The sequence below is a fragment of the Nocardioides sp. GCM10027114 genome, assembly GCF_042659625.1.
Lineage (GTDB): Bacteria > Actinomycetota > Actinomycetes > Propionibacteriales > Nocardioidaceae > Nocardioides.
This window is the reverse complement of sequence record NZ_JBHSSS010000008.1, coordinates 67,859-84,548: the sequence shown is the minus strand read 5'-3', so window position 1 is coordinate 84,548 and position 16,690 is coordinate 67,859. Positions and strand designations below refer to the sequence as shown.

Genomic DNA, 16,690 nt, shown 5'->3' with positions numbered 1-16,690 from the left:
GGTGACCGTACGCCGGTCGAGCTCGTCGAGACCCGGGTGAGGTGGGCAGGGCGGTGACCGTACGCCGGTCGAGCTCGTCGAGACCCGGGTGAGGTGGGCAGGGCGGTGACCGTACGCCGGTCGAGCCCGTCGAGACCCGGGTGAGGTGGGCAGGGCGGTGACCGTACGCCGGTCGAGCCCGTCGAGACCCGGGGGACGTAGGCAGGGCGGTGACCCTACGCCGGTCGAGCCCGTCGAGACCCGGGTGACGTAGGCAGGGCGGTGACCCTACGCCGGTCGAGCCCGTCGAGACCCGGGGGACGTAGGCAGGGCGGTGACCCTACGCCGGTCGAGCCCGTCGAGACCCGGGTGACGTAGGCAGGGCGGTGACCGTACGCCGGTCGAGCCCGTCGAGACCCGGGTGACGTAGGCAGGGCGGTGACCGTACGCCGGTCGAGCCCGTCGAGACCCGGGTGACGTAGGCAGGGCGGTGACCGTACGCCGGTCGAGCTCGTCGAGACCCGGGTGACGTAGGCAGGGCGGTGACCGTACGCCGGTCGAGCTCGTCGAGACCCGGGTGAGGTGGGCAGGGCGGTGACCGTACGCCGGTCGAGCTCGTCGAGACCCGGTGAGGCGAGAGCGGGACTAGTCGCCAGGCATGCGTCCGTCACGGCGATTTCGGGACGTTCGTGCCAGCTGCGGCAGGTCGGCGTATCGGCCCTCGACGAGCGCGCGCCGCTTGTCGTGATTCCAGCCCTGGATCTGCTTCTCGGCGAGATATGCCTCGCGGATGCTGTCGTACTCCGCAACCCAGACCAGTCGCACGGGACGTCGCGTCCGTGTGTATGCCGCCCCTTCGCCGTTCTGGTGCTGCGCGACCCGACGGTCGAGGTCGAACGTGCTGCCCACGTAGTAGGTGCCGTCCGAGCACTGGAGCATGTAGGTGAATGGCATGCCGGACACCGTCGGGTATGGGCCGCCCTGCGCGGGTGCCCGTGCGCGTCGACTGTGGACTGGGATCCGCGGCGCAAGACCTGTGCAGACGAGATGGTCTCGACGGGCTCGACCGGCGTGGGTTGCGGTGGTGCCCGTGTCGGTGGGTCTCGACGGGCTCGACCGGCGTGGGTTGCGGTGGTGCCCGTCTCAGTGGGTCTCCACAGGCCCCGTCAGCGCAAGGCAGAAGGGGCGTGGTGCTCGGCCAACGATGCCGACGTGGCCGGGCGGGCTGCGGGGCGGCTGCCGCGAACGGCGTAGAACTTGAAGTAGCGCCACCGGCTCTTGTCGGGGGTGTTGGCGGCGTCGCCCCGCCACACGGCCCGGTTGCGGATCTTCCGGTCGACCAGGTCGGGGTTGCCGTCGAGGTAGGCGCCCGCACGGCTCTCGCTCGACATCCGGACGCAGTCGGTCTCGCTGCGGTAGCGCCAGCGGCCGCCTACCTTGAACTCGATCTGGAAGTAGAGGCAGTCGCCGGCGTGGTTCGGGCCCACCTTGCCGAGCAGCACCGCGCGCCTGTCTGCCCGGTAGTAGGCGAAGCGCCGGTCCCGGCGGTTGGGGTCCTGCATGGTGGCGGTCACCTTGGCGGCAACCGTCAGGGCGGTGGAGGCGCTGACGTCGTCGTAGTGGTCCTGGCCGTCGAGCTCCGCGGTGAACGTGGTCGCACGGGTGACCCTGATCCTCACGCTCATGCGCCCGTTGCTGGCGACCGTGTCGACCCTGACCAGCCGGCGCTCCTGGCCGTGGGGCTCGGCGTAGATGGACAGCTCGCGGATCGGGGAGTCGTGGGACACCCTGGCCTCCACGACGACCCGGTCCATGAAGGCGTGCTTCCGGCCTAGCGCCTCGATCGACACCAGCGGCTGGGCGGGACGGGCGGGGCTGGTGGCCTGCCACGCGATCGAGCCGTAGAGCGGCGTCGAGCTCTCGCTCTCGCACCGGTGCTCGAACGTCACCGCGAAGGCCGTGAGCGCCCCGGCCTCGTCGTACGTCGCCTCGTGCACGGTGAAGTCGCCCCACACCTGGTTGCAGCCGCGGCCGCTGCCCGAGACGTCCAGCCCCGGCTCGCCCGGTGCCTGGAACGGGAAGCGGCGTGCACCGGCGTACGTCGTGCCGGCCGTGAGCTGCTGCCCCTCGGGGGCAGCGAAGTCGGCATCCCACCACTCGCCGCCGCCGGCGACGTTCACGGTGACCCTGGAGGGCGTGCCCGAGGCAGAGATCGATGCGGTCTCCGGCGTGTAGGAGCGCTCACCGCTGCTGACGTAGTGCCCGTCGCTGCGCATCTGCCAGGACGTGTGGCCCACCGGCTCGGCGTGGGCGGGCGCCGGGACGGCCAGGACGGAGAGGAGCAGGGAGGCGGCGAGCGCGAACGCGCCGACGGTCGGGCGGGGCATGACGGTTCCTAGCGGATCAGCGGGCCGGGCTCGCGGCCGTCCGTGCGGAACGGTGCACCCCCGAGAAGACGGCCGGATCCTCTCACGACCCCGGGTTCCGCCCGCTATCTCGGGTGAACCCTGTCGGTCGGTTCCCCTAGGGTCTCTTCATGTGACGGAGTCGATGATCCACGCCCGCGGGCTGCGCAAGTCGTTCGGTGACTTCGAGGCGGTGAAGGGGATCGACGTCGACGTCCGGAAGGGCGAGGCGTTCGGCTTCCTCGGGCCCAACGGCGCGGGCAAGAGCTCGACGATGCGGATGGTCGCGGCGGTCTCGCCGATCAGCGGGGGCGAGCTGAGGATCCTCGGCATGGACCCGGAGACCGACGGGCCCGCGATCCGCGGCCGGCTGGGGGTCTGCCCCCAGGAGGACACGCTCGACAGCGAGCTCAACGTCCGCGACAACCTCGTCATCTACGGCCGCTACTTCGGCATCCCGCGCGCCGAGGTCAACAGCCGGGTCGACGAGCTGCTGGAGTTCGTGCAGCTCCAGGACAAGGCGAAGTCGAAGGTCGAGGACCTTTCCGGCGGCATGAAGCGCCGGCTCACCATCGCCCGGTCCCTGGTCAACCGCCCCGACCTGCTGCTGCTCGACGAGCCGACGACCGGCCTCGACCCGCAGGCGCGCCACATCCTGTGGGACCAGCTGTTCCGGCTGAAGCAGGCCGGCGTGACGCTGGTGATCACCACCCACTACATGGACGAGGCCGAGCAGCTGTGCGACCGGCTCGTCGTCATGGACAAGGGCCTCATCGTGGCCGAGGGGTCCCCGCTCGCGCTGATCGCGCAGCACTCCACGCGCGAGGTGGCCGAGCTGCGGTTCGGCGTCGCGCAGGAGGGCGAGGGCCACGAGGCGCTGGCCGACAAGGTCGCGGACCTCGGGGACCGGGTCGAGGTGCTGCCCGACCGGCTGCTGGTCTACAGCCACGACGGCGAGGAGGTCATCGCCAAGGTCCACGAGCGCGGGCTCGAGCCGGTCGCGGTCCTGGTGCGCCGCTCCACGCTCGAGGACGTCTTCCTCCGCCTCACCGGCCGGACGCTGGTCGACTGATGGCGACCACGAGCTCCGCGACCCCCGACAAGCTGCCGGTCGACCGGCGCGGCCTGCCGATCGGGGAGGGCATCGGCCGCCAGGTCGACTACTGGTTCACCGTCTACCGCCGCACCTGGCGCGGCAGCGTCATCTCGTCCTTCCTGTCCCCGATCTTCTACGTCGTCGCGATGGGAGTGCTGCTCGGCGGCTTCATCGAGGCCGACCCCGAACGGCTCGAGGGCGCCACGTCGTACCTCACCTTCGTCGTTCCCGGCCTCGTCGCCGCCCACGCCATGCAGGTCGCGGTGGGGGAGACCACCTACCCGGTCATGAGCATGATCAAGTGGCAGAAGGTCTACGACTCGATGATCGCCACGCCGCTGCAGATCCGGCACCTCGTCGCCGCCCACCTGCTCTTCGTCGGCTTCCGGCTCGCCACGACCTGCGGCGTCTTCATGCTGGTGCTCGCCCCGTTCGGCGTCTTCGCCACCTGGTGGGGGCCGGTGCTGGCGTGGCTGTGCCAGATCCTCGTCGGGATGGCGTTCGCGACGCTGATCTACGGCTTCAGCGCGCGGCTGCGCTCCGAGCAGGGGTACGGCGTCCTCTTCCGGCTCGTCGTCTTCCCGCTGTTCCTCTTCTCCGGGGCGTTCTTCCCGATCACCAACCTCGGCGAGATCGGCGCCTGGGCGGCCCGGCTGACCCCGCTGTGGCACGGCGTCAACCTGTCCCGCATGTTCTGCATCGACCAGGTCGACTGGTCCCTGGCCGCGGTCAACGTCCTCGTGCTCGTGGCGCTCGCGGCCGCCGGCTGGGTGTGGTCGGTGACCGGGCTGACGAAGAGGCTGGTGAGCTGATGTCCGTCCCCACGTCGTCCCCCCCGACCGGCGACTCGCAGGTCAGCCCGCTCTCGTCGTGGCAGGCGCTGCGGCTGCTCGTGCTGCGCAACTACATCGTCTACAGGCAGGCCTGGAAGCTGTTTCTGACAGGCTTCCTCGAGCCGGTCTTCTACCTCTTCTCGATCGGCATCGGCGTCGGCGCGCTGATCGACGACTTCGAGTTCAACGGCCAGCTCATCCCGTACGCCGAGTTCGTCGCGCCCGCGATGCTCGCCGCCTCCGCGATGAACGGCGCGATCATCGACAGCACCTACAACGTCTTCTTCAAGCTGCGCTACGAGAAGCTCTACGACCAGATGCTGGCCACCCCGCTGAGCACGTCCGACATCGCCCGCGGCGAGATCGTGTGGGGCCAGCTCCGCGGCGGCACGTACTCGGCGGCGTTCCTCGTGGTGATGGTCGCGATGGGGCTCGTGAGCTCGTGGTGGGCGCTGCTGGCGCTGCCCGCCGCGCTGCTCATCGGCTTCGCCTTCGCCGCCGTCGGCATGGCGCTGACGACCTGGATGAAGAGCTGGCAGGACTTCGACAAGATCACGCTCGCGCAGCTGCCGCTCTTCCTGTTCTCCGCGACGTTCTTCCCGATCAGCGAGTACGGCGACGGCGCGCTGCGGTGGATCGTGGAGGCCAGCCCGCTCTACCGCGGCGTCGTGCTCTGCCGCGAGCTCACCACCGGCACCCTGTCGTCCGCGTCGGCGATCTCGGTGGTCTACCTCGTGCTGATGGGCCTCGCGGGGCTCTGGATCGTGCGGCGCCGCCTCGACCGGCTGCTGCTCACCTGAGCCGACCGCGCCGCGCACGACGCCGGCCCGTCAGCGAATGGTCACAACTGCAGGGCCCGTTGACGGCCGGCCGCGCCTAGCGTGGAGAACATGCTGAAGCGCTGGATGTGGGTCGTCGTCCCGGTGGTCGTGGTGGCGCTCGCCGTGGGGCTGTGGGCGTTCCAGCCGTGGCGGCTGTTCACGAGCTCCACGGTCGACGAGGCCGCGCCCGCCGGCGCGACCGATGGCTCCGTGCTCGCGAGCGGCACCTTCGAGGACGGCTCGAAGACCACCACGGGCCGTGCCGTCGTGCTCGAGCTCGGCGACGGCAGCCGCGTGCTGCGTCTCGAGGACCTGGCCGGCTCCGACGGCCCGGACGTCCACGTCTGGATCACCGACCAGCCCAGCGGCGGGGACCACGGGTCCTACGACGACGGCCGCTACGTCCGGCTCGGCAACCTCAAGGCCACCCACGGCAACCAGAACTACGCGATCCCCGACGACGCCGACCTCGCGGGGCTGCGGTCGGTCGTCATCTGGTGCGACCGCTTCAACACCGCCTTCGGCACCGCACCGGTGCAGCTCTAGCCAGCCGCCCCGTCGAGCCGCTTCTGCAGCCACATCACGTCGAGCCACCGGTCGTGCTTGTGGCCGACCTCCCGCATCACCCCGACCTCCTCGAAGCCGCACGCACGGTGCAGGGCCAGGCTCGCCGGGTTGGGCAGCGCGACCGCCGCGAGCGCGAGGTGCATCCCGTCGGCCGCCAGCCGCGCCAGCAGCTCGTCGTACAGCCGTCGGCCCAGGCCGCGGCCCTGGGCGTGGGGAGCGAGGTAGATGGTCGTCTCGCGGGTGAACCGGTAGCCGGCCTTGGGCCGGAACGGGGACGAGGTGGCGTAGCCCGCGAGGGCGCCGTCCGGACCGCCGTCCCCGTCGACCGCCACCAGCAGGTGGTCGCCCGGCGCGCTGCTCGCCAGCCGCTCCTCCCACGCTGCCAGCGGGCGCGGCTCGAGGTCGAAGGTGGCGGTGCCCGACGAGACCTCGCGGTCGTAGACCGCGGCGACCCGGGCGAGGTCGTCGGCGAGGGCGGGCCGGATCAGCATGGCGGGAGTCTCCCACCGGGATACCGCGGTGCCGATCCGCGGCCCGGCTGACAGGATGGGCGCCATGCGGCACACCGAGTTCTGGGAGCGGATGGAGCACGCGCTCGGACCGGCGTACGCGCGCTCGTGGGCCAGCCAGTACGTCCTCGCCGACCTCGGCGGGCGCACCGTCGAGGAGGCGCTCGCCTCCGGGGCGTCGCCCAAGGAGGTGTGGCGCGCGGTCTGGTCCGCGCTCGACCTGCCGCCGGTGGACCGGTGACGACTGTCGGCAGCGGGCCCGACGTCGCGGCGGCGCAGCGACGCACCCTCGGCACGCTCGTGGTCGGCCAGGCGGTCGGCGCCGTCGGCATCACGATCGGCATCGCCACCGCCTCGCTGCTGGCCCGGGACCTGTCCGGCTCGGAGTCGCTCGCCGGCCTCGCCCAGACCTGCCAGGTCCTCGGCGCCGCGCTGGCCGCCTACGTGCTGGCCCGGCTGATGGGGCGCCGCGGCCGGCGGATCGGCCTCGCCACCGGCTACCTGCTCGGTGCGAGCGGCGCGATGCTCGCCGTGCTCGCCGCGGTGGTCGGCTCGATGCTGCTGCTCCTCGTCGGGGCCACCCTGCTCGGCTCCACGACCGCCGCCAACAACGGGGCGCGGTACGCCGCCACCGACCTCGCGGAGCCCGCCCATCGCGGGCGCTCGCTGTCGCTCGTGGTCTGGGCGACCACCATCGGCGCCGTCGCCGGGCCGAACCTGACCGGCCTGTCCACGTCGGTGGCCCGAACGCTCGGCGTCCCCGACCTCGCCGGTCCCTTCGTGATCGGCAGCGTGGGCATGCTCGTGGCCGCCGCCGTGATCGCCGTCCGGCTGAGGCCCGACCCGCTGCTGCTCGCCCGCGTGCTCGCCGAGGAGGCGGCCGGTGAGCCGGTCGCCGTCCCGACCGGCACGTCGTGGCGCCGGGTCGGTGCGGCTGTTCGCTCCCGGCCCGTGCTCGGCGCCGCGGTCGCCGGGCTCGCCGGCGCCCACGCCGCCATGGTCGCCGTGATGGTGATGACGCCGCTGCACATGGAGCACGGCGGCGCGGAGCTCCAGGTCATCGGCTTCGTCATCAGCGTCCACGTGCTGGGGATGTTCGCGTTCTCCCCGCTGGTGGGCATGCTGGCCGACCGTGTCGGCCGCGAGCCGGTGCTCGGCATCGGCGGCCTGGTGCTGCTCGCGTCGCTCGGGCTGGCGGCCTGGTCGCCCGAGGGTCACTCCTGGCAGATCCTCAGCGGCCTCTTCCTGCTCGGCCTCGGCTGGTCGTTCGCGACCGTGGCCGCCTCGACGATGATCGCCGACCACGCCCCGCTGGAGGTCCGCACCGACGTGCAGGGGGCCGCCGACCTCGTCATGGGGCTGACGGCGGCCGCGGCCGGCGCGCTGGCCGGTGTCGTGGTCGGCGCCTGGGGCTACCCCGTCCTCGCGACGGCGGCGGTCGCGCTCGCCGGTCTGGTCGTCGTGGCGGCGATCGCGGGGCACCGCTGGACGAGGACTGGCACTCTGGTCCCGTGACGTCGATGGGGGCCGAGGTGGCGGTCATCGGGGGGAGCGGCTTCTACGCCTTCCTCGAGGACGCGGAGGAGCGCGCCGTCAGCACGCCGTACGGCGAGCCGTCGGGGCCGATCAGCGTCGGCACGGTCGCCGGGCGCAGGGTGGCGTTCGTGCCGCGGCACGGCCCGCACCACGAGCACCCGCCCCACGCCATCAACTACCGCGCCAACCTGTGGGCGCTGCGCTCCCTGGGGGTGCGCCAGGTCCTGGCGCCGTGCGCCGTCGGCGGGCTGCGCGACGACGTCGCCCCCGGCGACGTGGTGGTGCCGGACCAGCTCGTCGACCGCACCCACCGCCGGGTGCAGAGCTACGTCGAGTCCGGCGCGGTGCACGTGCCGTTCGCGGACCCCTACTGCGACCGGCTCGGCGCCGCGGTCGCCGCCGCCGACCCCGGCGTGCGCCGGGGCGGCACCATGGTCGTCGTCGAGGGCCCGCGCTTCTCCACGCGCGCCGAGTCGCAGCACTACGCCGCGCAGGGCTGGAGCCTGGTCAACATGACCGGCCACCCCGAGGCGGTGCTCGCCCGCGAGCTGCGGCAGTGCTACGCCGCGATCGCCCTCGTCACCGACATGGACGCCGGCGTCGCCACGGGCGAGGGGGTCGGGCAGGAGGAGGTCTTCGCCCGCTTCGCGGAGAACCTCGACCGGCTGCGCAGCCTGCTGACGGCGGTGATCGGCGACCTGCCGGACCCCGACGGCTGCACCTGCAGCAGCTGGGCCGACGACCTCGAGCTGAGCTACGAGACCCCGGGCGAGCCGACGTGAGGGTCCTGCTCACCGGAGCCGCCGGCTTCATCGGGTCCGCCACCGCGGCGATCCTCGGCGAGGCCGGCCACGACGTGGTGGGCATCGACGCCATGCTCCCGATGGCGCACGGCGAGACCGGCCCGCCGGTCGGCATCCAGCAGCTCGACGTCCGCGACGCCGAGTCGTGGCCGGCGCTCCTGCGCGGCGTCGACGTCGTCTGCCACCAGGCGGCCGTGGTCGGGGCGGGCGTGAAGGTCGGCGACCTGCCGCTGTACGCCGCGCACAACGACCTCGGCACCGCAGCGCTGCTCGCCGCCATGCACGACGCCGAGGTCGACCGGCTGGTGCTGGCCTCCTCGATGGTGGTCTACGGCGAGGGCCGCTACGCCTGCGCCGAACACGGCGTGGTGGTGCCGCCGCCGCGCGCGGCGGCGGACCTCGCGACCGGCCGGTTCGACCCCTGCTGCCCTGCCTGCGGCGGGCCGCTGGACTGGGAGCTGGTCACCGAGGACGCGCGCCTCGACCCGCGCAGCGCCTACGCCGCCAGCAAGGTCGCGCAGGAGCACTACGCCGCTGCCTGGGCCCGGCACGCCGGGGGCGCGGTCGTCGCGCTGCGCTACCACAACGTCTACGGGCCGGGCATGCCGCGGGACACGCCGTACTCCGGCGTGGCGGCGCTGTTCCGCTCCGCGCTGGAGCGTGGCGCACCACCGACGGTCTACGAGGACGGCCGGCAGATGCGCGACTTCGTCCACGTCGCCGACGTTGCCCGCGCCAACCTGCGCGCCGTCGAGGCGGTCGCGGACCGTCCCGCGGGGGCGGTCGACGCCTACAACGTCTGCTCCGGCCACCCGGTCAGCGTCGGCGACGTCGCGCGGCTGGTGGCGGCCGGCCACGGCAGCGGGATCGCGCCGGTGGTGACGGGCGACCACCGCCCCGGCGACGTGCGCCACGTGGTGGCCTCGCCGGAGCTCGCCCGCGAGGAGCTCGGCTTCAGCGCGGCGGTCAGTCCCGAGGTGGGGCTGGCGGAGTTCGCGCACGCGCCGCTGCGCGACTGAGGAGATCACCAGGTCGTGTAGAGCAGGTGCTCCATCACGACCGCGACGGTGACCTGCAGCGCCAGCAGCGGTCGCCGCCAGCGCTCGGGCAGCAGCGCCGTCGCCAGCAGCAGCCACGGCACGAACGGCAGCCAGATGCGCTCCACCTCGGCCTTGCTCATCCGCGACAGGTCGGCCACCACGACCGCCGCGGCGGCACCGGCGACGAGCAGCAGCACGCTCCGCTCTGCGCGGCGGCCGAGCTCGACGAGCCGGCCGAGTCCGGCGCCCAGGGCGGGTCCGGCGCTCACGACGAGGGCGGCCAGGTTGGCCCACATCCAGTACGCCGCGGGGCGGTCCGCCGCGAGCCCGCGCCAGTAGCGCTCGTGGACCGCCGGCAGCCCCTCCCACCAGGCGAACCCGGCGGCCGCGAACGCCAGCACGACCGCGGAGGCCGCCGCGGCGGCGACCGGCAGCGGCCGCCACGACCGGGCGACGGCGAGCACGGCGAGGGCCAGGAAGCCCAGCAGCGGCAGGCCGTAGGAGAGCATCACGCAGGAGCCCAGCAGCAGCCCGGCGGCCACCGACCAGCCCACCGCGGCGCCCCGGCCGGACCGGGTGGCGGCGACCGCCAGGGCGGCCAGCCCCCACGCCGCGAACGCGGCGAAGACGGCGTCGGCCGACACCGCCATGAAGACCGCCGCCGGCCCCAGCACCAGGAACGGCGCCGCCCGCCGGGCCGCGGCCTCGGCACCGAGGGCGCGGAGCGTCACCAGCACCGCCGGCGCGACCGAGGCGGCGGCACCGGTCACCACCAGCCCGGCCGCCAGGTCGCCGCCGAGGCCGACGCGGACGAGTCCGACGAAGAGCAGCAGCGCCCCGGGCGGGTGGCCGGCGACGTGGGTGACCCAGTTGTCGGGGTGGTCCGGGGAGATCCGCGGCACGAACCCCTCGAGCAGCGCGCGCACGTCGTCGACCTCGCGCGCGGTCTCGAGGTACTCGTAGCCGTGCGCCAGCACCCGCGAGATCCCCGCCTCGCCGTCGACCAGCGCGAGCGAGAGCAGCCACGCCAGCGCCACGCCGTACGCCGTGAGCAGCAGCGGCCGCCACGCCAGCCTCCCGGCGTACGCCGCGGCGTACCGCCAGCCGAGCAGCGCGAGCAGCACAGCCGGGACGCTGCCGACGCCGACCCGCGGGTCCCAGAACCCGTGCGTCGGCGCCAGCTCTCCGCTGGCGCTGGCGCGGGGGGAGCGGGCGTTGACGTCCCAGCCGGTGAGCGGCGGCACGATGGCGGCGACCAGCACGAGCGCGATCGCGGCAGCCAGCCCCAGGGCGGCACCGCGCGACCCGGCCGCGCGTTTCGTCGTCCCTGCGGGCCCGGTCGTCGTCGGCGTCCGGTGGGCCTCCGCCATGCTCGCGAGCCTAGGGGGAGCGCGGCGTGCGCGGCGCTCCCACGGCGGCGACGTCACACGTTCGTAAGCCCGAACCGGTGCCGTGCGGCTCCGGCCGTCCCTAGGTTGGCGGTATGGACGGCCACCTGTCCGACCCGGCCCGCGACGCGGGAGACGACCCGGCCCGAGACCCGGACTGCGACCTGGTCCTGCCGTGCCGCGACGAGGCCCCGGCCCTGACCGCGCTGCTGCCGCGGGTGCCGTCCGGGTTCGCCGTGGTGGTCGTCGACAACGGCTCGACCGACGGCACCGCCGACGTCGCCTGCGCCCACGGGGCACGCGTCGTCACCGAGGACCGGCCCGGCTACGGGGCCGCCGTCCACGCCGGGCTGCTCGCCGCGACCCACGAGCACGTCGCGTTCATGGACGGCGACGGCTCCTTCGACCCCGCCGACCTGCTGCCGCTGCTGCGCGACGTCCGCTCCGGGCGGGCCGACCTCGCGGTGGGCCGGCGTCGACCGGTACGCACCGGGGTCTGGCCGTGGCACGCCCGGCTCGGCAACGCGCTGGTGGTGGGCTGGCTGCGGCGCCGCATCGACCTGCCCGCCCACGACATCGCGCCGATGCGGGTCTGCCGCCGGCAGGCGCTGCTCGACCTCGGCGTCGAGGACCGGCGCTTCGGCTACCCGGTCGAGCTGCTGCAGCGGGCGACCCGCGCCGGCTGGCGGGTCAGCGAGCACGACGTGGCCTATCACCCGCGCGCCGAGGGCACCCGCTCCAAGGTGTCCGGCTCCGTGCGGGGGACCGTCCGCACCGCCCGCGACTTCTGGCGGGTGCTGTCGTGACCCGGCTGCTGGTCGTCGCCCGCGCCCCGGTCCCCGGGGAGGCCAAGACGCGGCTGGCCCGCGTCGTCGGGGACGAGGTGGCTGCCGGGCTCGCCGCCGCCGCGCTGCTCGACACGCTCGAGGCCTGCGCCGCCACCGCCGGGGCCGCGGACTGCGTGCTCGCGCTGCACGGCGACCTCGCCCGCGCCAGCGACGGGGCAGGCCTGCAGGACGCACTCGCCGGCTGGGCGGTCGTGCCGCAGCACGGCGACGGCCTCGCCGAGCGGCTCGTCCACGCCCACGCCGACGCCGGCCCGGGCGCGGTGCTGCAGGTCGGCATGGACACGCCGCAGGTCACCCCGGCCCTGCTCGCCGAGGTCTGTGCCGGACTGGCCGGCCACGACGCGGTCCTCGGGCCCGCCGAGGACGGCGGCTGGTGGGTGCTGGCGCTGCGCGACCCGGCCCACGCCGCCGCGCTGGCCGGCGTACCGATGTCGACGCCGGAGACGTACGCCGCGACGCGGGCGGCGCTCGAGGCCCGCGGGCTGCGGGTGGGGACGGCCCCGACGCTGCGCGACGTCGACACCGCGGCCGACGCCGAGGCGGTGGCACGCACCGCCCCGGGCACACGCTTCGCCCGGCGCTGGGAGGCCTCGCCGTGACCCCCGTCGACGCCCCCTTCACGACCGTCTTCGCGCGGGCGCTGCGCGGCGAGCCCTGCGCCGTGGTCGGGCCGATGGTCGGGCCCGGCGGCACCCGGGCGCTGCCGGTCGCCGAGTGGACCCGCGAGGCGGACGACTCCGACGCGCTGCTGCTCGAGCAGTGCGACGGCCCGACGATCGACATCGGCTGCGGCCCCGGCCGGCTCACCGCGGCGCTCGCCGCGCTCGGCCACCTGGTGCTGGGCATCGACGTCGTCCCCGAGGCGGTGGGCCTGGCCCGCCGGCGAGGCGGCGCCGCGCTGCACCGGGACGTGTTCGGGCCCGTGCCCGGCGAGGGGCGGTGGGGGACGGCGCTGCTCGCCGACGGCAACATCGGGATCGGCGGCGACCCGGGCGCGCTGCTCGCCCGCGTGAGGCAGCTGCTGGACCCGCGCGGTCGCGTGGTCGTCGAGCTCGCCGGCCCCGGCACCGGCACGGCCACCGGCTGGGCGGTCCTCGAGTGCGCCGGCCTGCGCAGCCGGCCGTTCCGTTGGTCCGTCGTCGGGGTGGACGCCGTGGCCGCGCTCGCCGCCGCTGTCGGGCTGGCCGCCGTCGCGGTCCACACGTGGGACGGCCGCTGGTGCGCGGTGCTGGAGACGGCGACGTGAAGCCGCTCCGGAAGTCCCTGCCGTCGCCGCCGGTGCCCGCGCCGTCGGACTTCCGGTCGCGGCTGCGCAGCCCGGCGGTCGCCGCCCGGGTGGGGCTGTGGCTGGGGATCACGTTCGGGATCTGCTTCCTCACCGGCCTGGTGAGCCACTACGCGCAGAACCCCGACCAGCCGGTGCCGTTCCCGACCAGCCCCGCCTGGGGCTACCGCGTCACCCAGGGCCTGCACGTCGTCAGCGGCACCGCCGCGGTCCCGCTGCTGCTCGTGAAGCTGTGGGCGGTCTACCCGCGGCTCTTCGAGCGGCCGCCGACCAAGCCGCTCGGCCCGGTGGTCCGCCACGGCCTCGAGCGGGCGTCCATCGGGGTGCTCGTCGCCGCCGCGGTCTTCCAGCTCGCCACCGGCCTGGCCAACTCGGCCCAGTGGTACCCGTGGTCGTTCTCCTTCCGCGCCTCCCACTACGCCGTCGCCTGGGTGGCGATCGGCGCGCTGCTGGTCCACGTCGCCGTGAAGCTGCCGGTGATCCGCGACGCGCTCGGCCGCGACGTCGACGACCCGGCCGTCGACCAGGGCCACGGCCGACCCGAGGCCGACCGGGAGGGTGCGCTCTCCCGGCGCGGCCTGCTGCGCGCCACCTGGCTCGCCGCCGGCGTCGCCGTGCTCGCCACCGCCGGCAGCGCGGTGCCCGCGCTGCGCCGGGTCTCGGTGCTCGGCGTGCGCTCGGGCGACGGCCCGCAGGGGGTCCCGGTGAACAAGTCGGCGGCGGCCGCGGGCGTCACGGACTCCGCCACCAGCCCGGCGTTCCGGCTGGTCGTGGCGAACGGTGACCGCGAGGTCGGCCTCACCCGCGAGGACCTGCTGGCGCTGCCGCAGCGGACCGAGGAGCTGCCGATCGCCTGCGTGGAGGGGTGGAGCGCCTCCGGCACCTGGACCGGCGTACGGGTGCGGGACCTGCTGGCGCTCGTCGACGCCCCCGCCGACAGCGAGGTGCTGGTGGTCTCGCTGCAGGAGTCCGGGCCCTTCCGGCGCACGATCCTGCAGGACAACTTCGCCGAGGACGACCGCACCCTGATGGCGCTGGCGCTGAACGGCGAGACCCTCGACCTCGACCACGGCTTCCCGTGCCGGCTGATCGCCCCCAACCGCCCCGGGGTGCTGCAGACGAAGTGGGTGCACCGGCTGGAGGTGCAGGCGTGAGGCGCCCGAGGATCGCGGCGCTCGGCGAGGGTCTCGACGCCCGCTGGGTGACCGGCGCCGCCGGCGTCGCGCTGGCGGCGTACGGCGTGGGGTTGCTGCTCAGCCGCCAGGACCTCGACCGGCTGGTGGGCGTGGCGGTGTGGCTGGCGGTCGGCGTGGTGCTCCACGACCTCGTGCTGGCGCCGCTCGTGGTGCTGGTGGGTCTCGGCGTGGCGCGACTGGTGCCGCCGGTGGCCCGTGGCGCGGTCGCGGTCGGGGCGGTGGTCCTCGGGTCGGTGACGCTGCTGGCCGTGCCGGTGCTGGGCCGTTTCGGGGCCCGCGCCGACAACCCGAGCCTCTTGGACCGGCCCTACTGGGCCGGGTGGGCGCTGCTGGTGGTCCTGACCGCGGCCGCGGTGGCGGGTGCGGTGGGCCTCGCCGTCGTACGCTCGCGACAGGGGCGTGCCGCCCGGGAGGAGGGCTGAGATGGCCCGCGTGATGGTCGTCGACGACGACCCCACCGTGCGCGAGGTGGTCGTGTCCTACCTGCGGGCCCACCGCCACGAGGTCACCGAGGCCGGTGACGGTGAGGGTGCGCTGCGGCTGATGGGGGAGCGGCCGGCCGACCTCGTCGTGCTCGACCTGATGCTCCCCGGGATCGACGGGCTCGAGGTGTGCCGCCGGCTCCGCGCCCAGAACGACGTCCCGGTCATCATGCTCACCGCTCTCGGCGCCGAGACCGACCGCGTCGTCGGCCTCGAGACCGGCGCCGACGACTACGTCACGAAGCCGTTCAGCCCGCGCGAGCTCGCACTCCGGGTCGACTCGGTGCTGCGCCGCACCAGCGGGCCGGACCAGGACTCGCCGCCGGTGGTCACCGACGGCGACCTGGTGGTCGACGCCCCCGCGCACCGCGCCACCCTCGCCGGCGAGGAGCTGTCGCTCACGGCACGCGAGTTCGACCTGCTGCACTTCCTCGCCGCCCACCCCGGGCGCGCCTTCACCCGCGAGGACCTGCTGCAGCAGGTGTGGGGCTGGTCGATCGGGGACCGGTCGACCGTGACGGTGCACGTGCGGCGGCTGCGGGAGAAGGTCGAGCGCGACCCGACCCGGCCCTCCCGGCTGGTGACCGTCTGGGGCGTCGGCTACCGGTGGGAGGCCGCGACATGAGGACGGCGGCATGACCGGCGAGCAGGTCCAGGTCGTCCTGGTCGCCGCGGTCGCGGCGCTCCTCGTCGGTGCGCTCGGCCTCGGCGCCGGCTGGCTGCTGCGGCACCGCTCGGTGCGCTGGCAGCTCGGGCTGGTCGCGGTCACCGGGGTGGTGGCGGTGCTGGCCGGGGTGCTGGCGATCGCCCGGCTGATGCTGATCTCCGACCACGACCTGCAGGTCGTCACGCTGGTCGCCGTCGCGGCCGGTGCCGTCGCGCTGCTGGTGGCGCTGGCGCTCGGCGGCGCCATCGTGCGGTGGTCCCACGCGCTGCGCGAGGAGGTACGCCGGGTCGGCACCCGGTCGGCGTACGGCCCGGGCGGCGACGGTGCGGGCGGCGACGAGCTGGGCCCCCGCGAGTTCCGGGACCTGTCCGAGGAGCTGGCTCTGGCCCGCACCCGGCTGGAGGAGGCGCAGGCGCGGGAGCGGCGGCTGGAGGGGTCGCGCCGGGAGCTCGTCTCGTGGGTCTCGCACGACCTGCGCACCCCGCTGGCCGGGCTGCGCGCGATGACCGAGGCGCTGGAGGACGGCCTGGCCGCGGACCCGGCGCGGTACCACCGCCAGATCCGCGCCGAGGTCGACCGGACGGTCCGGATGGTCGACGACCTCTTCGAGCTGTCCCGGATCCACGCGGGCGTGCTGCGGCTGAGCCCCGAGCCGGTGCTGCTCGGCGACGTCGTGAGCGAGACCATCGCCGGGGCCGACCCGGTGGCCCGGGCCCGCCGGGTGCACCTCGGCGGCTCGGTCGACGGCGCGGTCGAGGTCAGTGCGGACCCGGCGGGACTGTCGCGGGTGCTGACCAACCTCGTCATGAACGCCATCAGGCACACGCCCGCCGACGGCGTCGTGGAGATCCACGGTCGGGCGCTGCCCGTGCAGCCCGGCGCGCCGGGCGAGATCGAGCTCAGCGTCACCGACGGCTGCGGCGGGATCCCGGACGACGTCCGGGCGCGCGTCTTCGACGTCGCCTGGCAGGGGGAGGCTGCGCGGACGCCCGACACCGGGCTCGACGGCCCGGACGGTGCCGGGAGCGGTGCCGGGAGCGGTGCCGGGCGGGGCGGGGGACTGGGGCTGGCCATCGTGAAGGGCATCGTCGAGGCCCACCGGGGCCGGGTGGACGTCGAGAACGTCGACCACGGCTGCCGGTTCCGGGTGCTGCTGCCTGCCGCGACAGCCTGACGGTGACAAGCCCGACACGCCGCACCCGGTGCCGATCTCGAACACGTGTTCGGGTTACCGT

Annotated in this window: 19 protein-coding genes; 15 read left to right on the top strand and 4 right to left on the bottom strand. The window is 74.7% G+C overall.

What is annotated here, in order from left to right; genetic code table 11:
* Positions 1-624 precede the first annotated feature (624 nt).
* Positions 625-933, bottom strand: coding sequence for a GIY-YIG nuclease family protein (locus tag ACFP2E_RS04780; RefSeq protein WP_378521392.1), 309 nt, complete (start codon positions 931-933; stop codon positions 625-627).
* Between the two features lie 212 nt (positions 934-1,145).
* Positions 1,146-2,366, bottom strand: a complete 1,221-nt coding sequence (locus ACFP2E_RS04775) for a hypothetical protein (protein WP_378521393.1) — start codon at positions 2,364-2,366, stop codon at positions 1,146-1,148.
* A 163-nt stretch (positions 2,367-2,529) separates the two neighbouring features.
* Here ACFP2E_RS04775 and ACFP2E_RS04770 point away from each other — a divergent pair, with 163 nt between their 5' ends.
* The 4 genes from ACFP2E_RS04770 (at position 2,530) to ACFP2E_RS04755 (ending at position 5,680) form a co-directional block, all read left to right on the top strand.
* On the top strand, positions 2,530-3,456 hold the full coding sequence (locus ACFP2E_RS04770) for an ABC transporter ATP-binding protein (RefSeq protein ID WP_378521462.1): 927 nt from the start codon (positions 2,530-2,532) through the stop codon (positions 3,454-3,456).
* On the top strand, positions 3,456-4,292 hold the full coding sequence (locus ACFP2E_RS04765; protein ID WP_378521394.1) for an ABC transporter permease: 837 nt from the start codon (positions 3,456-3,458) through the stop codon (positions 4,290-4,292). The genes ACFP2E_RS04770 and ACFP2E_RS04765 overlap by 1 nt, the downstream gene beginning before the upstream one ends.
* A complete protein-coding gene (locus tag ACFP2E_RS04760; protein ID WP_378521395.1) occupies positions 4,292-5,113 on the top strand; it encodes an ABC transporter permease in 822 nt (273 codons plus the stop codon). The genes ACFP2E_RS04765 and ACFP2E_RS04760 overlap by 1 nt, the downstream gene beginning before the upstream one ends.
* A gap of 90 nt (positions 5,114-5,203) precedes the next feature.
* Positions 5,204-5,680, top strand: coding sequence for a DM13 domain-containing protein (locus ACFP2E_RS04755; protein ID WP_378521396.1), 477 nt, complete (start codon positions 5,204-5,206; stop codon positions 5,678-5,680).
* On the opposite strand, the gene ACFP2E_RS04750 is transcribed toward ACFP2E_RS04755, so the two are convergent.
* Positions 5,677-6,192 (bottom strand): GNAT family N-acetyltransferase, encoded by a 516-nt coding sequence (locus ACFP2E_RS04750; RefSeq protein WP_378521397.1) that lies wholly within the window; start codon positions 6,190-6,192, stop codon positions 5,677-5,679. The two genes, ACFP2E_RS04755 and ACFP2E_RS04750, sit on opposite strands and share 4 nt — an antisense overlap.
* A 64-nt stretch (positions 6,193-6,256) precedes the next feature.
* On the opposite strand from ACFP2E_RS04750, the gene ACFP2E_RS04745 reads away from it, so the two are divergent.
* From ACFP2E_RS04745 to ACFP2E_RS04730, 4 genes are read left to right on the top strand one after another with little or no spacing between them, the layout of a single operon-like run.
* Positions 6,257-6,451: a DUF3046 domain-containing protein gene (locus ACFP2E_RS04745; protein ID WP_378521398.1), complete on the top strand. Its 195-nt coding sequence runs from the start codon at positions 6,257-6,259 to the stop codon at positions 6,449-6,451.
* A complete protein-coding gene (locus ACFP2E_RS04740) occupies positions 6,448-7,725 on the top strand; it encodes an MFS transporter (RefSeq protein ID WP_378521399.1) in 1,278 nt (425 codons plus the stop codon). Before ACFP2E_RS04745 ends, ACFP2E_RS04740 begins: the two co-directional genes overlap by 4 nt.
* Positions 7,726-7,730: 5 nt before the next feature.
* A complete protein-coding gene (locus ACFP2E_RS04735) occupies positions 7,731-8,528 on the top strand; it encodes an S-methyl-5'-thioadenosine phosphorylase (protein WP_378539280.1) in 798 nt (265 codons plus the stop codon).
* Entirely contained in the window at positions 8,525-9,568 is a 1,044-nt protein-coding gene (locus ACFP2E_RS04730; RefSeq protein ID WP_378521400.1) for an NAD-dependent epimerase/dehydratase family protein, read from the top strand. The genes ACFP2E_RS04735 and ACFP2E_RS04730 overlap by 4 nt, the downstream gene beginning before the upstream one ends.
* A gap of 5 nt (positions 9,569-9,573) precedes the next feature.
* On the opposite strand, the gene ACFP2E_RS04725 is transcribed toward ACFP2E_RS04730, so the two are convergent.
* Positions 9,574-10,959, bottom strand: coding sequence for a hypothetical protein (locus ACFP2E_RS04725; RefSeq protein WP_378521401.1), 1,386 nt, complete (start codon positions 10,957-10,959; stop codon positions 9,574-9,576).
* Positions 10,960-11,072: 113 nt separating this feature from the next.
* Here ACFP2E_RS04725 and ACFP2E_RS04720 point away from each other — a divergent pair, with 113 nt between their 5' ends.
* The 7 genes from ACFP2E_RS04720 to ACFP2E_RS04690 are packed head-to-tail and all read left to right on the top strand — an operon-like array spanning position 11,073 to position 16,629.
* Complete coding sequence (locus ACFP2E_RS04720; protein WP_378521402.1) at positions 11,073-11,783, top strand: glycosyltransferase family 2 protein; 711 nt, start codon at positions 11,073-11,075, stop codon at positions 11,781-11,783.
* Entirely contained in the window at positions 11,780-12,424 is a 645-nt protein-coding gene (locus ACFP2E_RS04715; RefSeq protein ID WP_378521403.1) for a DUF2064 domain-containing protein, read from the top strand. The genes ACFP2E_RS04720 and ACFP2E_RS04715 overlap by 4 nt, the downstream gene beginning before the upstream one ends.
* Complete coding sequence (locus ACFP2E_RS04710) at positions 12,421-13,071, top strand: methyltransferase domain-containing protein (protein ID WP_378521404.1); 651 nt, start codon at positions 12,421-12,423, stop codon at positions 13,069-13,071. The genes ACFP2E_RS04715 and ACFP2E_RS04710 overlap by 4 nt, the downstream gene beginning before the upstream one ends.
* A complete protein-coding gene (locus ACFP2E_RS04705) occupies positions 13,068-14,264 on the top strand; it encodes a molybdopterin-dependent oxidoreductase (protein WP_378521405.1) in 1,197 nt (398 codons plus the stop codon). The genes ACFP2E_RS04710 and ACFP2E_RS04705 overlap by 4 nt, the downstream gene beginning before the upstream one ends.
* Positions 14,261-14,728 (top strand): hypothetical protein, encoded by a 468-nt coding sequence (locus ACFP2E_RS04700; protein WP_378521406.1) that lies wholly within the window; start codon positions 14,261-14,263, stop codon positions 14,726-14,728. Before ACFP2E_RS04705 ends, ACFP2E_RS04700 begins: the two co-directional genes overlap by 4 nt.
* A 1-nt stretch (position 14,729) precedes the next feature.
* Entirely contained in the window at positions 14,730-15,413 is a 684-nt protein-coding gene (locus ACFP2E_RS04695; RefSeq protein WP_378521407.1) for a response regulator transcription factor, read from the top strand.
* A 10-nt stretch (positions 15,414-15,423) separates the two neighbouring features.
* Positions 15,424-16,629: a sensor histidine kinase gene (locus tag ACFP2E_RS04690; protein WP_378521408.1), complete on the top strand. Its 1,206-nt coding sequence runs from the start codon at positions 15,424-15,426 to the stop codon at positions 16,627-16,629.
* Positions 16,630-16,690 lie beyond the last annotated feature (61 nt).

What these genes read in the sequence shown, in the direction of transcription:
- ACFP2E_RS04780 (WP_378521392.1), bottom strand. Translation starts at nt 933, where the DNA reads ATGCCATTCACCTACATGCTCCAGTGCTCGGACGGCACCTACTACGTG.
- ACFP2E_RS04775 (WP_378521393.1), bottom strand. Translation starts at nt 2,366, where the DNA reads ATGCCCCGCCCGACCGTCGGCGCGTTCGCGCTCGCCGCCTCCCTGCTC.
- ACFP2E_RS04770 (WP_378521462.1), top strand. Translation starts at nt 2,530, where the DNA reads ATGATCCACGCCCGCGGGCTGCGCAAGTCGTTCGGTGACTTCGAGGCG.
- ACFP2E_RS04765 (WP_378521394.1), top strand. Translation starts at nt 3,456, where the DNA reads ATGGCGACCACGAGCTCCGCGACCCCCGACAAGCTGCCGGTCGACCGG.
- ACFP2E_RS04760 (WP_378521395.1), top strand. Translation starts at nt 4,292, where the DNA reads ATGTCCGTCCCCACGTCGTCCCCCCCGACCGGCGACTCGCAGGTCAGC.
- ACFP2E_RS04755 (WP_378521396.1), top strand. Translation starts at nt 5,204, where the DNA reads ATGCTGAAGCGCTGGATGTGGGTCGTCGTCCCGGTGGTCGTGGTGGCG.
- ACFP2E_RS04750 (WP_378521397.1), bottom strand. Translation starts at nt 6,192, where the DNA reads ATGCTGATCCGGCCCGCCCTCGCCGACGACCTCGCCCGGGTCGCCGCG.
- ACFP2E_RS04745 (WP_378521398.1), top strand. Translation starts at nt 6,257, where the DNA reads ATGCGGCACACCGAGTTCTGGGAGCGGATGGAGCACGCGCTCGGACCG.
- ACFP2E_RS04735 (WP_378539280.1), top strand. Translation starts at nt 7,731, where the DNA reads ATGGGGGCCGAGGTGGCGGTCATCGGGGGGAGCGGCTTCTACGCCTTC.
- ACFP2E_RS04725 (WP_378521401.1), bottom strand. Translation starts at nt 10,959, where the DNA reads ATGGCGGAGGCCCACCGGACGCCGACGACGACCGGGCCCGCAGGGACG.
- ACFP2E_RS04720 (WP_378521402.1), top strand. Translation starts at nt 11,073, where the DNA reads ATGGACGGCCACCTGTCCGACCCGGCCCGCGACGCGGGAGACGACCCG.
- ACFP2E_RS04695 (WP_378521407.1), top strand. Translation starts at nt 14,730, where the DNA reads ATGGCCCGCGTGATGGTCGTCGACGACGACCCCACCGTGCGCGAGGTG.
- ACFP2E_RS04690 (WP_378521408.1), top strand. Translation starts at nt 15,424, where the DNA reads ATGACCGGCGAGCAGGTCCAGGTCGTCCTGGTCGCCGCGGTCGCGGCG.